Origin of the sequence: Pseudomonas sp. UM16 (genome assembly GCF_050312595.1) — a bacterium.
GTDB lineage: Bacteria > Pseudomonadota > Gammaproteobacteria > Pseudomonadales > Pseudomonadaceae > Aquipseudomonas.
Genome location: NZ_JBNPJT010000013.1, coordinates 31761 through 45266, shown reverse-complemented (window position 1 = coordinate 45266; position 13506 = coordinate 31761). Strand labels below are relative to the sequence as shown.

The following is a 13506-nucleotide window of genomic DNA, read 5'->3' as shown; positions in this document are numbered from 1 at the left end:
GCGAGTCCTCAGGCGTCAGCGCTGGCTTTGATCAGACGGTCGTAGGCGTCCTGGTCGAGCAGTTGCGCAACCGCACCATTGTCAGCCGGGATGAAACGGAAGAACCAGCCTTCACCCAGCGGGTCTTCGTTGACCAGCTCAGGGCTGGCTTCGAGTTGGTCATTGACGGCTACCACTTCACCGCTCAGGGGCATGTACACGCCGCTGGCCGCTTTTACCGATTCAACGGTGGAGGCTTCGGCACCCTGTTCGTAGCTCTGCAGCTCCGGCAGTTGCACATAGACCACATCACCCAAGGCGTTCTGGGCGAAGGCGGTGATGCCCACGGTGACACTGCCGTCGGTTTCGACGCGCAGCCATTCGTGATCTTCGGTGAAACGCAACTCGCTCATGGGGAATCCTCGGAAAGCAGGGCGTTGGGCGCGGTGCGTCCGCGCTCTTGGGTTGAGAATTCCTTAGCAAAAATGCGGCCACTATCAGAAAGTCATTACAAATCAGTATCTTGCAATATTTTTGTAAAAGTTCGTTCAGTCGTGTGGAATGAAAACGCTACAGAAAGAAAGGTGGCAAAAAGGTTTGGAGGATCAACCCCTTGCAGATGGGGACTTGGGTGGGTGTGTAGCAAATTCGCTACGGTGTATCGTTTTCGATACGGCCCTTGCGCGAAATTCTTCGTGAAAGGGCCTGAACGCGGTAACCGGGCTTTCAAACGGCGACGAACAATGGCAACGCCAAGTACAACTTGATCACGATGACATTGATGATGTCGATGAAGAACGCGCCGACCATCGGTACCACCAGGAAGGCTATCTGCGACGGTCCGAAGCGTTGCGTCACGGCTTGCATGTTAGCGATGGCAGTTGGCGTTGCACCAAGGCCGAATCCGCAATGTCCTGCTGCCAATACTGCTGCATCGTAATTACTGCCCATGATTCGGAACGTCACGAATATCGCAAACAGCGCCATGACCAATGTCTGTGCAGCCAGAAGCATGAAGAATGGCAATGCCAGTCCAGCCAGATCCCAGAGTTTGAGCGACATCAGCGCGATCGCCAGAAATAGCGACAAGCTGACATTGCCCAACACTGAAACTTCGCGCTCGAATACTTGATACACGCCTAGTATTGAAAGCCCGTTGCGCAGCAGGACACCCACAAACAAGACGCAAACAAATGTCGGCAATTCGAATGCGCTGCCGTGGAGCAGGCTGTTCAAGAGAGTGCCGGCCATCAGACTGACGGCAATCAGCGCAAGCGTTTCGATCATTGTGAAGGGGGTAATCAAACGCTCTTTGTTCGGCTGTTCAAAGCCCTTTGGTACGCGGGGCATTTCATGCTCCATACCGGGTGTCTGCACGCGCTTGATGAGCAGGCGGGCAACAGGCCCGCCAATCAGCCCGCCCAGTACCAGGCCAAACGTGGCAGCGGCCAGGGCTAGCTCACTGGCGGACGCCAGACCGTATTTCTCACTGAAGGTCGAGCCCCATGCAGCGCCTGTGCCGTGGCCGCCCGACAAGGAAATCGAGCCGGACAGCAAGCCCATCAAGGGATCGAGCCCCAGCGCCTTGGCCAGGGCGATACCCATGGCATTCTGGACCAGCAGCAGCCCGGTGACTGCCAGCAGGAAAATACCGACTATGCGTCCGCCTTTCTTCAAACTCGCGATATCGGCACTCAAACCGATGGTGGCAAAAAAGGCCAACATCAAGGGCGTTTGCAATGAAGTATCAAATTGAACTTGCAGCTCCATGGCGCGCAGCCCCAGAAGCAGCAGGGCAACCAGCAGCCCCCCGGCTACCGGTTCGGGAATATTGTAAGTGCGCAAGAAGCCAACGCGTGTAACAAGCCCGCGGCCTAGTAAAAGCACCAGGGAAGCGGCCACAAGTGTGCCGTAGGAATCGAGTGCAAGCATTCAGGTTACTCTTTGCTCTAATTAGAGGCGAACATTGCCTGGGGACGCCTTTGAGGGGGCGAGTTTATGGGCAATGTCAGCACTCTACGGCTAGGAAAATTCTGAATAACCTTGGGATTTCGCTCTGTCGGTAAAAAGGCGTGCGTAGAACAACTCAGGCCTTGTCTGGAATGCCATATTTGCGCAACCGCTGGGCAATGGCAGTGTGCGATGTCTGCAACCTCCCGGCCAATTGCCGGGTGGACGGGTAGCTGGCATATAGACGCTGCAGCAGCTCGCGCTCAAAATCACCCACGGCCTGTTCCAGGCTCGCCACCTCACCATCCTGACCGCGTGCTACCGAGGTGCCGGCGATGTCCAGGTCGCCGATGTCCACCAAGTTGCTTTCACAGATGGCCGCCGCGCGGAATATCACGTTCTGTAGCTGGCGTACGTTACCCGGCCAGGGGTTTGCCAGCAGTGCCGAGTGGGTGGCCGGTGTCAGGCGGCAGGCTGGGCGCTGGATCTGCGTGCAGGCTTGCTGCATGAAATAGTGCGCGAGCATGAGTATGTCCTGGCCACGCTCACGCAGTGGCGGTACCTGCAGGTTGAGCACATTGAGGCGGTAGAACAGGTCTTCACGGAAGGTGCCTTCGGCGACCATGCGCTCCAGGTCGCGGTGGGTGGCGCTGATGATGCGCACATCGACCTTCACCTCACGGTCGCCTCCCACGCGGCGGAAGCTGCCGTCACTGAGAAAACGCAGCAGTTTGGCCTGCAAGTAAGGTGACATCTCGCCAATTTCGTCGAGAAACACCGTGCCTTGGTTGGCCAGCTCCATCAGCCCGGGTTTGCCACCACGCTGCGCGCCGGTGAACGCGCCGGGTGCGTAGCCGAACAGTTCGCTCTCGGCCAGGCTCTCGGGCAGCGCGGCGCAGTTGAGCGCGAGGAATGGCGCCGTGTGGCGGCTGCTGGTGGCATGGCAGGCGCGGGCCACCAGCTCCTTGCCGGTGCCTGTCTCGCCATGTACCAGCAGTGGCGCGTCGAGGGCCGCGACGCGCAGGGCGCGGACTTTGAGGGTGCGGATCGCCGGGGACTCACCGAGAAGTGCATCGAAGCCTTCGGCATGTTCATGGTGCAGGGCCGACAGGCGTTCGCCCATGCGGTTGGGCGGGTAGAGGGTCAGCAGGCCGCCAGCGTTGGTGATAGGGGTGGCGTCGAGCAGCAGGCTCTGGCCGTTGAGCTGCATTTCGCGCATCGGCAGGTGGAAGTTGTTGTCCAGCAGGGCCTGCAGCAGGGCGGGGTCATCGAACAGCTCGCCTACCGAACGCCCGGCTGACTCACGGCCGCACAGGGCAATCAGCGCAGGGTTGGCCAGCAGCACCTGTCCGGCACTGTCCACGGCGAGTACCGGGTCGCTCATGGCGGCCAGCAGGGCATCGAGCTGCAGGTGACGGCGCTGGCCGGGGAGGATGTCGACCACGTCCACTGACTGCACGCCATGCACTTCGAACAGCGCGTCGTGCAGTTCTTCGAGCACTGCTGGGCTGAGGGTCGGGGCGTCGATATAGACGTTCGGCGGCACCATTTCCACCGCGTCCAGGTTGAGGTTGCGGGCACCGAGCAGGGCCAGCACTTCCTGGGTGATGCCGACGCGGTCGATGAAGCTGACGTGGATGCGCATGGGGAGAGGTGTTCAAGGCTGCCGAAGAGGGCAAGTATGCCTTAAAACGCAAGGCAAACCTGCCCCGCCGATGCTTATCTCGACGCAGGTATTACGACCAGTCTTGAGCCGGGAAGAACCGATTCACCCATGGCGCGTTGCCAACGCGCTCGGCATAGTCCGAAAGCGTGAAGGGTTCACCACTGCGTAATTCGTAGACTGGCTCTGTTGCGGGTTTGGGTACTTCACGAAGTTTGAATTTGACGAACCGGTAGTGTCGTCCCTGGACCTCGTCGACAGCCTCGACGCGGAACGTGCAACCCGGCAGAAACAGCACTTCAGCCTCTTGCCAGTGCAGCGACAGCGGTGACAGCGGGGCCCCTCCGTGCACGCCGCGACCGTCCAGTTCATAGAGGACCGTATCGTCGTCAAAATGCCCGGACACCTCGGCGAGCGGGCGATCAACGACCGCCTGGGGAAGCATGAAACGACGAGGAATATAGGGGTTTTCGGTAAACGAGGTGACATCGGTGGTGACTAGTATGTCCCCGGCTTTGATCGCGCCTTGCCGATACCGGGCGCCGAGGGACACGCGTGGGGCTCGGCCACCTCGCCAGAGCAACGTTGCCTGACTTTTGGGCAATTGCTCCAGGGCGTCAGCCAAGGTGTTGATGAAGTCGTGCAGTTCATCTTCGCCAATGCCCTGCAGGCGCGATCTGTCGCCCCTGAACAGATCGTTGATCTTGGCCATGTGGCTGCTGTATTCCATGACCAGATCGTTGTGGAATTCACCTTCCTGCTTGAAGGTATAAAACCGTTGCCCGTTCACCTCCACGTAGTGGTGACCGAACGCATCCGCCGCTGTCATGTGGCCGGCAAACTCCGGCAAGGCGGCGTTCTCCAGCAAACGGGACTGGCGATCAAGTAACGCCCGAGAAAGCCTGTCACTCATTCCCGGGTCAGGCTCCATGTAGGTATCCCAGAATTGGGTTGTCAGGGCACCCACGTCGCCATCAGGCGCATACAACCGCCAACGGCCATCAAGACCCCGGCGTACCAGTAAGCTTTCTCGCAGCTCAAGCGAATCCAGGTCGCTCAGTACCATCCAGTTGGCCCAGGTGCTGTTGTAGCTTACAGGCAAGCTCAACTCGTCCATCTCGATCCAGCTGTGTCCCTGTTCATCAATATGCAGACTCTGAAGTCGACCCGATGCTACAGGTGGTTCAACGGCGATGCGGTTGTTGTCCAGCGACGCCAGGACTTCCCTTGCCCGTGCCGCTTCCCGCGCCGGTTGCAACAGCTTCGATGTGAGCCTGCTGAAGTGCGGTGGATCACGGTACGCCACAGCCTTGAGGCCCAGGCCAGTATCGATGATGAAGAATGCTGTCATCACCACGTCGCCAATGGAGGCAAGGATGGCTTGGTTACGCTGGTCGCCCGATCGTGCGTTTACGGCCGCCTCGACATCCAGCACCAGGCGGGTGACGCTGGCACCGAGCATGACCAAGCCAATCGGCCAGGCCATCAGTGAGAAGCTGCCGAAGATCTGCACAAAGGCTCCCAGGTAGCCGCGCCAAAGTTGCTTGCGAAGCTCAGCATTGCTGACCAGATTGTGCAGGGTGAGGTTCAGGTCAGCTTTGGCCCAGAGCAGCATGGTGTCGAACAGATCCGGCAGCATCAGCTCAACACCTTCGCCAAAAGGCCACTCTGGCGTGCTAAACGAGCCGATGCCCTGGCGTAGCGAGCGCAGTGCCGACTCCCGTGTGTCCGCTGGTGTCTGTGGGTCCATCCTGTACACGGCATCCAGCCATGGCGGGCCATCGTTACCGGCCAGGTGCCTGCTTAGCCAGCGGACCATATCGGCATGGCTAGCGAAGGCACGGAGTGGAGTTTGATGCGTTGGTGCGTAGAGCACCGTACGACCTGACGCGTGGCACAGGGTGATCAGGTGTCCATTGCCCGGCGTGAAGTGGCGTACCTGCAGCTGCGGGCCGTGGCCGGAGGCGGACAGTGCGGCCAACGTCAGTGGGGCACCTTCTGTAAGGCCCAGCCAGGCCCGTAGATTTTGCCGATCGACAGATTCGAGTTTGCCTGCCTGCACGCCCAGCTCTATCTGGGCAATGAATTGCGCCTTGGCCAGCGCGGGGAAGTCTAGCCCCTGTTCGCCCCAAAAACGTTCAACCCGAGCATTGACCACCGCAGCGAAATCTAACGTCCATAGGTAGTCCATCACCTTTTGCGGCGACAGCGCAACTTCGTTGTCGACCCCGTATAGATCAACCTCGGGCCCACGGGTGTAGAAGCCGCCGAACACGGGCAAGGCGTCAGGTGCGGCCTGGAAGCCGCCGCCGAAACGGTGAATCAGCAGCGTCGTAAAGCGCATGGAATGACGAGGTGGACCGGAATGCCGCCAGCCGGTGAAGGTCGGGGCGCTGACGCCGAGGTCAAACTCGTGCCACCAGACCCTGTCAGGGTCCAACGGTTTGCCGGTTTGTTCGAGTAAGTAGGCGCTGGCGCTCTCGTGGGCCAGCCGGTACGGGTCGGGCCAGGCTTCGAGGTAACCCCGGGCCTTTTCCATTACCGCTCGGGCGTCGCCCAGTGAGTCCAGACTGCGCGCGAAGTGGTCGAGATCAATTGTCATGCTGAAGATCCTCAGTGATTGAGAAGATCTTCGATTGGGCCGGGTCTGGGTAAGAGGAGGGTGGTGGAGGAATACCACCTCAAGCTGTGAGGAACTCTTCGCGAGCGGGCCCGCGAAGAGCGTCGAGTGGTTACTCGAAATGTTCTGGATTGACCGGGTCGCCGGATTTCATGTTCAGTTGAGCACGTACGTCCTCGAACATGGCGTCGTAGTGCTTGTGCACCGAGCCAATGTTGCTCAGGTGCTTGGGAATACCATACTTCTCAGCGATTTTCGTTACGTTGCTGGCGAAGTTGTAGGCTTGTTCCTTGGGCAGAAAGAACGGTTCGTTCATGTCCTTGCCCTGGATCGTTCCATGCATTTTGAACTGTATGCCTTTACCTTCCTTGGGGTCGGTGGCAACTTCATAATCAAGGTTAATGTCGTAACTGACGTCGTCCTTGGTCAGTGCATGACGCTCGATGTGCAGATGACCGGGTGTGAACGTGGCCATGAAAGGCTCCTCTGGAAGGTTGAAAAGGGCGGACCCTAAGTCCGCCCAACTGCATCAACGGTAGCTTATTCCAGGCTTGGCCGTACTGACACGGGTACCTGCAGTACCTTTGACGATGCCTTCGATATCAGGCAGCGAGCCGATGACCGCGACTTTGCCGGTATTGCGGGCAAATTCGCAGGCAGCCTGGACTTTCGGGCCCATGGAACCGGCGGCGAAACCAAGCCGCTCAAGTTCGTCGGGGTGAGCCTCGGCGACAGCTTTCTGGGTCGGTTTGCCCCAGTCGATGTAAGCCGCGTCAACGTCAGTGGCGATGACCAGCAGATCGGCTTTGAGCTCTTGAGCCAGCAACGACGAGCACAGGTCTTTGTCGATCACCGCTTCCACACCGCTCAACAGCTTGCCGCTGTCGTCGTACATGGTCGGGATGCCACCACCACCGGCACAGATCACCACTGTCTTCTTTTCCAGCAGCCAGGTGATTGGACGGATTTCGAAAATGCGCTTCGGACGTGGGCTGGCGACCACTCGACGGAATTTGTCACCGTCGGCTTTGACCACCCAGCCTTTTTCTTTGGCCAGGCGTTCGGCGTCTTCCTTGCTGTAGACCGGGCCGATGAACTTGGTCGGATCGTTGAACGCCGGATCTTTACCATCGACTTCAACTTGGGTCAGCAGGGTGGCGAACGGCACTTCGAACGGCAGCAGGTTACCCAGCTCTTGCTCGATGATGTAGCCGATCATCCCTTCGGTTTCCGCCCCGAGAACGTCGAGAGGATAGGCTTCGTCGGGCTTGTAGGATTGCGCCTGTAGCGACAACAGGCCAACTTGCGGGCCATTACCGTGAGCGATGACCAGTTCGTTGCCGGGATGAATCTTGGCGATCTGTTCAGTGGCGATGCGGATATTGGCGCGCTGATTGTCCGCGGTCATGGGTTCGCCACGGCGCAGCAGGGCGTTGCCGCCCAATGCAACAACGATACGCATGATGATGTCCTTTTGGCATAGGAAGCGAAGCTTTTGTGGGAGCTGGCCTTGCCGGCGATGCAGGCACCGCGCAGTGCTTGAGACGGCGCTGATGTCATCGCCGGCAAGCCCGGCCCCCACAGAAGTGATGGATTACAGGTCAGCGAGGGTCGAAACCAGGATCGCCTTGATGGTGTGCATGCGGTTTTCCGCTTGCTCGAAGGCGATGCAGGCTGGCGACTCGAACACGTCGTCGGTGACTTCGATACCGTTGGCCAGGTTTGGATACTGCTCGGCGATCTGCTTGCCGACTTTGGTGTCGGAGTTGTGGAACGCTGGCAGGCAGTGCATGAACTTTGTCCGTGGGTTGCCGGTGGCTTTCATCAGCTCGGCGTTGACCTGATAAGGCAGCAGTTGCTGAATACGCTCGGCCCAGGCTTCAACTGGCTCGCCCATCGAGACCCAAACGTCGGTGTGGATAAAGTCAACGCCCTTGACCGCGGCTTTTGGATCTTCGGTCAGGGTGATGCGTGCGCCACTTTCTTCCGCGTATTTCTTGCAGCGGGCAACCAGGTCGTCAAGTGGCCACAGGGCTTTCGGGGCGCAGATGCGCACGTCCATGCCGAGTTTGGCGCCGATCAGCAGCAGCGAGTTACCCATGTTGTTGCGGGCGTCGCCCAGGTAGACGTAGCTGATCTCGTGGATCGGCTTGTCGGCGTGCTCACGCATGGTCAGCACGTCGGCGATCATCTGGGTTGGGTGGTATTCGTCGGTCAGACCGTTGAACACTGGAACGCCGGCAAATTTGGCCAGCTCTTCGACGATTTCCTGTTTGAAGCCACGGTACTCGATGGCGTCATACATGCGGCCCAGAACACGTGCGGTGTCCTTCATGCTTTCTTTGTGGCCGATCTGCGAGGAGTTAGGGTCGATGTAAGTGACGTTGGCGCCTTGGTCATAGGCGGCGACTTCGAAGGCGCAACGGGTGCGGGTCGAGGTTTTCTCGAAAATCAGCGCAATGTTGTTGCCTTTGAGGTGCTGCTGTTCGGTGCCGGTGTACTTGGCACGTTTCAGGTCGCGGGACAGGTCCAGCAGGTAGCGCAACTCGCGAGGGGTGTGGTGTTCCAGGCTCAGCAGGTTACGGTTGTGGATGTTGAACGCCATGATGATTCTCCTTGGATTCGGTGATCGGCCCGGCCGGCACCGGGTAGGTGCGGCCGGGTGGATGGTCGTTTAGTAGTCGATAGGGTCACGAACGATTGGGCAGGTCATGCAGTGACCGCCGCCACGGCCCCGGCCCAATTCGCCGGCGCTGATGGTGATGACCTCGATACCGGCCTTGCGCAGCAGGGTGTTGGTGTAAGTGTTGCGGTCATAACCGATGACCACACCCGGCTCAACAGCCACCACGTTGTTGCCGTCATCCCACTGCTCGCGTTCAGCGGCGAAGCTGTTGCCGCCGGTTTCGACGACGCGCAGTTTCTTCAGGTTGAGGGATTCGGCAACCACTTCGATGAAGGTTTTGTTTTCGCGGCGAACGTCCATGCCATATGGCTTGCTGCTGTCTGGACGGATGACGAACGGCACGATTTCCTTGACCACTTCAGGGAAGACCGTGACCAGGTCGCGGTCGCAGAAGCTGAACACGGTGTCCAGGTGCATCGCTGCACGGGATTTCGGCAGGCCGGCAACCACGACTTTCTCGACCGCGCCTTTGGCAAACAGCGACTGCGCCAGTTGGCCGATGGCCTGACGCGAGGTGCGCTCGCCCATGCCGATCAGGACGACGCCGTTGCCGATTGGCATGACGTCGCCACCTTCGAGGGTTGCTTTGCCGTGGTCTTGATCCGGGTCGCCGTACCAGATTTCAAAGTCGGCACCCGTGAACTCAGGGTGAAACTTGTAGATCGCGGTAGTCAGCAGGGTTTCCTGGCGTCGCGCTGGCCAGTACATCGGGTTCAGCGTTACGCCGCCGTAGATCCAGCAGGTGTTGTCGCGAGTGAACTGGGTGTTTGGCAGTGGGTCCAGCAGGAAGCTGGAGTGGCCCAGGTAGTCGCGGTACATCTTGATCACACCGGAGCCTTCGCTTTCCGGCAGGTCTTCACCGGCCACGCCGCCGATCAGGAACTCGGCCAGATGACGTGGTTCCAGACCTTCGAGCCAGCTGCGCACTTCGTTGGTCAGGCCGACGCCGACGGTGTCGGAAGTGATCTTGCGGTCGAGGATCCATTTCAGCGCTTCAGGCTGCGCGACGATGTCGGTCAGCAGGTTGTGCATTTCCAGCACTTCGATACCGCGCTCACGCATTTTGGTGACGAAATCAAAGTGGTCGCGCTTGGCCTGATTGACCCAGATGACGTCATCGAACAACAGGTCGTCGCAGTTGCTCGGCGTCAGGCGCTGGTGCGCCAGGCCAGGGGAGCAGACCATCACTTTGCGTAGTTTGCCGGCTTCGGAATGTACGCCGTACTTAACTTTTTCCGTGGACATGGTTATTTCCTCCAAGTTGCGAATACGGGGGTTACAGAGTCAGGAAGCCGTCGTAGAGGCCATAGGCAGCCACCAGGGCGCCAACAACCACGGCGGCGAAAAGCAGCTTCTCCACATTGGTAAAGATGGGTTGACCGACCTCGCGCTTGGCCTTGGCGAACAGGATCACGCCAGGGGCATAGAGCAGGGCCGAGAGCAGTAGGTATTTGACGCCACCGGCGTACAGCAGCCAGAGCGCGTAGATCAGGGCAATGCCGCCGATGATCAGGTCTTTCTTGCGTTCGGCCAGGGCTTGTTCATAGGTCTCGCTGCGCCATGCCAGCAGGAAGGCATAGGCCGCCGACCACAGGTAAGGCACCAGGATCATCGAGGTGGCGAGGTAGATCAGCGACAGGTAGGTACTGGCCGAGAACAGGGTGATGACCAGGAAGATCTGCACCATGGCGTTGGTCAGCCATAGGGCGTTGGCCGGTACGTGGTTGGCATTCTCGCGGCGCAGGAACTCCGGCATGGTGTGGTCTTTGGCGGCGGCGAACATGATCTCGGCACACAGCAGGACCCAGGAGAGCAGGGCACCGAGCAGCGAGATGATCAGACCGACGCTGATCAGCACTGCACCCCAGTGACCGACCACGTGCTCAAGCACCGCGGCCATCGACGGGTTCTGCAGTTTGGCCAGTTCAGGCTGAGTCATGATGCCCAGCGACAGCACATTCACCAGTACCAGGAACAGCAGCACGGTGATGAAGCCGATCACGGTGGCCTTACCGACGTCCGAGCGTTTTTCTGCCCGGGCCGAGAAGATACTCGCACCTTCGATACCGATGAACACCCAAACAGTGACCAGCATCATGTTGCGCACCTGGTTCATCACGCTGCCCAGATCGGGGTTCATGGTGCCCCAGATGTCAGCGGTGAAGATGTCCAGTTTGAACGCGAACACGGCGATCAGGATGAACAGCGCCAGTGGTACGACCTTGGCCACGGTGGTGACCAGGTTGATGAAGGCCGCCTCCTTGATCCCGCGCAGTACCAAAAAGTGTACGGCCCAGAGCAATACCGAGGCGCCGATGATCGCGGCCGGGGTATTGCCCTCGCCAAAGATCGGGAAAAAGTAGCCCAGGGTACTGAACAGCAGAACGAAGTAACCGACGTTGCCCAGCCAGGCACTGATCCAGTACCCCCAGGCGGACGAAAAGCCCATGTAATCGCCGAAGCCGGCCTTGGCGTAGGCATACACCCCACCGTCAAGGTCCGGCTTTCGATTGGCCAAGGTCTGGAACACAAAGGCCAGGGTCAACATACCGATAGCGGTGATGCCCCAGCCGATCAGAACAGCACCTACATCAGCACTGGCAGCCATGTTTTGTGGCAGCGAAAAAATCCCGCCGCCGATCATAGAGCCGACTACAAGTGCAACAAGGGCACCTAGTCGTAGTTTTCCGGGAGCGTCTGACATCGAATAACTCCGTATCAGGAGAAGAGATGAAGCTAGAGTAAATCCAGCGACGTATTCATAAGCTGATTCAGGTCAGTTAATAGGGCATTCCATTGCTTCAATGACTGAAAGAGCTCCCCCCGGAGTATGCCGATGGCAATGCTGCAAGCCTCGTACACAGGCACCTCCATGGTGATTTAGAGCAGTCGCTCTGACAGCCTGCGAGATTTGAAGCTAGCCCGTTTCACAGGTTTAGCAAATTTTTGACAAGATTTTTTCTTATTTACTGGAAGCATCTCGAGCGGTGCACAAAACCCACCGATTAATATCTTGGGTATAGACGCACTAGTTATGAGGGTTATAGTTTTAAAGACGGAATACCTATAAACGCCTAAACTGTGTCTATATTTAACTCAGGGTGAACCCCTGAGGTTACAAAGACGAGACAGAAAGGGGATGTGCATGTCCGAATCTGGACAAAAACTGCGCCTGGGTGCGTTGATCGCGCTGGTGGTCGGTTCGATGATCGGCGGCGGAATTTTCTCGTTGCCACAGAACATGGCAGCGCGCGCCGACGTCGGAGCGGTACTGATCGGCTGGGGGATCACCGCGGTCGGTATGTTGGCCCTGGCCTTTGTGTTCCAGACTTTGGCCAACCGCAAGCCGGAGCTCGACTCGGGGGTGTATGCCTATGCCAAGGCCGGCTTCGGCGATTACATGGGCTTTTCTTCCGCCTGGGGGTACTGGATCAGTGCTTGGCTGGGCAACGTCGGTTACTTCGTCCTGTTGTTCAGCACCTTGGGTTTCTACTTCCCGGTGTTTGGCGAAGGCAACACACCGATCGCCATTGCTTGCGCTTCGCTGCTGCTCTGGGCTGTGCATTTTCTGGTGTTGCGCGGGATCAAAGAGGCGGCGTTCATCAACCAGGTGACCACCGTGGCCAAGATCGTGCCGCTGGTGATGTTCATCGTCATCGCCGCAGTGGCGTTTCGTGCCGACATCTTCACCCGCGACATCTGGGGCTTGAGCAACCCGAAATTCGGTAGCGTGCTCGATCAGGTACGCAACATGATGCTGGTGACGGTGTTCGTGTTTATCGGTATCGAAGGCGCCAGTGTTTACTCAGGCAGGGCGCAGAAGCGTTCGGACGTCGGTAAGGCCACGGTGATCGGCTTCATTGGTGTGCTGGCCTTGCTGGTGATGGTCAACGTGCTGTCGTTGGGGGTCATGACCCAGCCGGAACTGGCGGCGCTGCAGAACCCGTCGCTGGCCTCGGTGCTGGAGCATATCGTCGGGCCCTGGGGCGCTTTGCTGATCAGTATCGGCTTGGCGATTTCATTGCTCGGTGCCCTGTTGTCCTGGGCCTTGCTCTGCGCTGAGATCCTCTTTGCCACCGCCCGCGACCAGACCATGCCGCGCTTTCTGGCCCATGAAAATCCCAACCATGTGCCGTCCAACGCGCTATGGCTGACCAACATCATGATCCAGCTGTTTTTGCTGATCACACTGTTCTCGGCGGGTACCTACACCAGCCTGATCTACCTGGCCTCGTCGATGATTTTGGTGCCGTATTTGTGGTCGGCGGCTTATGCCGTGTTGCTGGCAGTGCGTGGCGAGTCGTATGAGGGGCATCCAGGTGCGCGACGCAAAGACCTGTTGATTGCAGGCATCGCCCTGGTTTATGCAATCTGGCTGCTGTATGCCGGTGGCTTGAAGTACTTGCTGCTGTCGGCGTTGCTGTATGCACCTGGGGTGATTCTGTTTGCCCGGGCCAAGCATGAGCAGGGCCAGGGGCTGTTCACCCATTGGGAAAAGCTGATCTTTGCCGGGGTGCTCGTGGGCGCTGTAGTGGCGGCGTATGGCCTGTATGCGGGGCTGCTGACCTTGTAACGAACCGTGGTGTAGCCGCTGCCGCCACGCTGCGG

At 58.8% G+C, this 13506-nt stretch carries 10 protein-coding genes; 1 reads left to right on the top strand and 9 read right to left on the bottom strand.

The window, feature by feature from the left end:
* Positions 1-8 precede the first annotated feature (8 nt).
* The 9 genes from gcvH to arcD (ACQRAX_RS16605) form a co-directional block, all read right to left on the bottom strand.
* Positions 9-392 (bottom strand): glycine cleavage system protein GcvH, encoded by a 384-nt coding sequence (gcvH, locus tag ACQRAX_RS16645; RefSeq protein ID WP_412038756.1) that lies wholly within the window; start codon positions 390-392, stop codon positions 9-11.
* Between the two features lie 313 nt (positions 393-705).
* A complete protein-coding gene (gltS, locus tag ACQRAX_RS16640) occupies positions 706-1911 on the bottom strand; it encodes a sodium/glutamate symporter (RefSeq protein WP_412038757.1) in 1206 nt (401 codons plus the stop codon).
* Positions 1912-2065: 154 nt separating this feature from the next.
* Positions 2066-3574: a sigma-54-dependent transcriptional regulator gene (locus ACQRAX_RS16635; protein ID WP_412038758.1), complete on the bottom strand. Its 1509-nt coding sequence runs from the start codon at positions 3572-3574 to the stop codon at positions 2066-2068.
* A gap of 91 nt (positions 3575-3665) precedes the next feature.
* Entirely contained in the window at positions 3666-6194 is a 2529-nt protein-coding gene (locus ACQRAX_RS16630; protein ID WP_412038759.1) for a dermonecrotic toxin domain-containing protein, read from the bottom strand.
* 130 nt (positions 6195-6324) lie between these two features.
* Entirely contained in the window at positions 6325-6687 is a 363-nt protein-coding gene (locus tag ACQRAX_RS16625; RefSeq protein ID WP_412038760.1) for a DUF5064 family protein, read from the bottom strand.
* A 54-nt stretch (positions 6688-6741) separates the two neighbouring features.
* Positions 6742-7674: a carbamate kinase gene (arcC, locus tag ACQRAX_RS16620; protein WP_412038761.1), complete on the bottom strand. Its 933-nt coding sequence runs from the start codon at positions 7672-7674 to the stop codon at positions 6742-6744.
* Positions 7675-7806: 132 nt separating this feature from the next.
* A complete protein-coding gene (locus ACQRAX_RS16615) occupies positions 7807-8817 on the bottom strand; it encodes an ornithine carbamoyltransferase (RefSeq protein WP_412038762.1) in 1011 nt (336 codons plus the stop codon).
* A 69-nt stretch (positions 8818-8886) separates the two neighbouring features.
* Positions 8887-10143: an arginine deiminase gene (arcA, locus tag ACQRAX_RS16610; RefSeq protein WP_412038763.1), complete on the bottom strand. Its 1257-nt coding sequence runs from the start codon at positions 10141-10143 to the stop codon at positions 8887-8889.
* Positions 10144-10174: 31 nt separating this feature from the next.
* Positions 10175-11602 carry an arginine-ornithine antiporter gene (gene arcD, locus ACQRAX_RS16605; RefSeq protein ID WP_412038764.1) on the bottom strand — a complete coding sequence of 476 codons (1428 nt, stop codon included), beginning with the start codon at positions 11600-11602 and terminating at the stop codon, positions 10175-10177.
* Positions 11603-12043: 441 nt separating this feature from the next.
* On the opposite strand from arcD (ACQRAX_RS16605), the gene arcD (ACQRAX_RS16600) reads away from it, so the two are divergent.
* On the top strand, positions 12044-13471 hold the full coding sequence (gene arcD, locus ACQRAX_RS16600) for an arginine-ornithine antiporter (RefSeq protein WP_412038765.1): 1428 nt from the start codon (positions 12044-12046) through the stop codon (positions 13469-13471).
* Positions 13472-13506: the final 35 nt, after the last annotated feature.

What these genes read in the sequence shown, in the direction of transcription:
- gcvH (WP_412038756.1), bottom strand. Translation starts at nt 392, where the DNA reads ATGAGCGAGTTGCGTTTCACCGAAGATCACGAATGGCTGCGCGTCGAA.
- gltS (WP_412038757.1), bottom strand. Translation starts at nt 1,911, where the DNA reads ATGCTTGCACTCGATTCCTACGGCACACTTGTGGCCGCTTCCCTGGTG.
- ACQRAX_RS16635 (WP_412038758.1), bottom strand. Translation starts at nt 3,574, where the DNA reads ATGCGCATCCACGTCAGCTTCATCGACCGCGTCGGCATCACCCAGGAA.
- ACQRAX_RS16630 (WP_412038759.1), bottom strand. Translation starts at nt 6,194, where the DNA reads ATGACAATTGATCTCGACCACTTCGCGCGCAGTCTGGACTCACTGGGC.
- ACQRAX_RS16625 (WP_412038760.1), bottom strand. Translation starts at nt 6,687, where the DNA reads ATGGCCACGTTCACACCCGGTCATCTGCACATCGAGCGTCATGCACTG.
- arcC (WP_412038761.1), bottom strand. Translation starts at nt 7,674, where the DNA reads ATGCGTATCGTTGTTGCATTGGGCGGCAACGCCCTGCTGCGCCGTGGC.
- ACQRAX_RS16615 (WP_412038762.1), bottom strand. Translation starts at nt 8,817, where the DNA reads ATGGCGTTCAACATCCACAACCGTAACCTGCTGAGCCTGGAACACCAC.
- arcA (WP_412038763.1), bottom strand. Translation starts at nt 10,143, where the DNA reads ATGTCCACGGAAAAAGTTAAGTACGGCGTACATTCCGAAGCCGGCAAA.
- arcD (WP_412038764.1), bottom strand. Translation starts at nt 11,602, where the DNA reads ATGTCAGACGCTCCCGGAAAACTACGACTAGGTGCCCTTGTTGCACTT.
- arcD (WP_412038765.1), top strand. Translation starts at nt 12,044, where the DNA reads ATGTCCGAATCTGGACAAAAACTGCGCCTGGGTGCGTTGATCGCGCTG.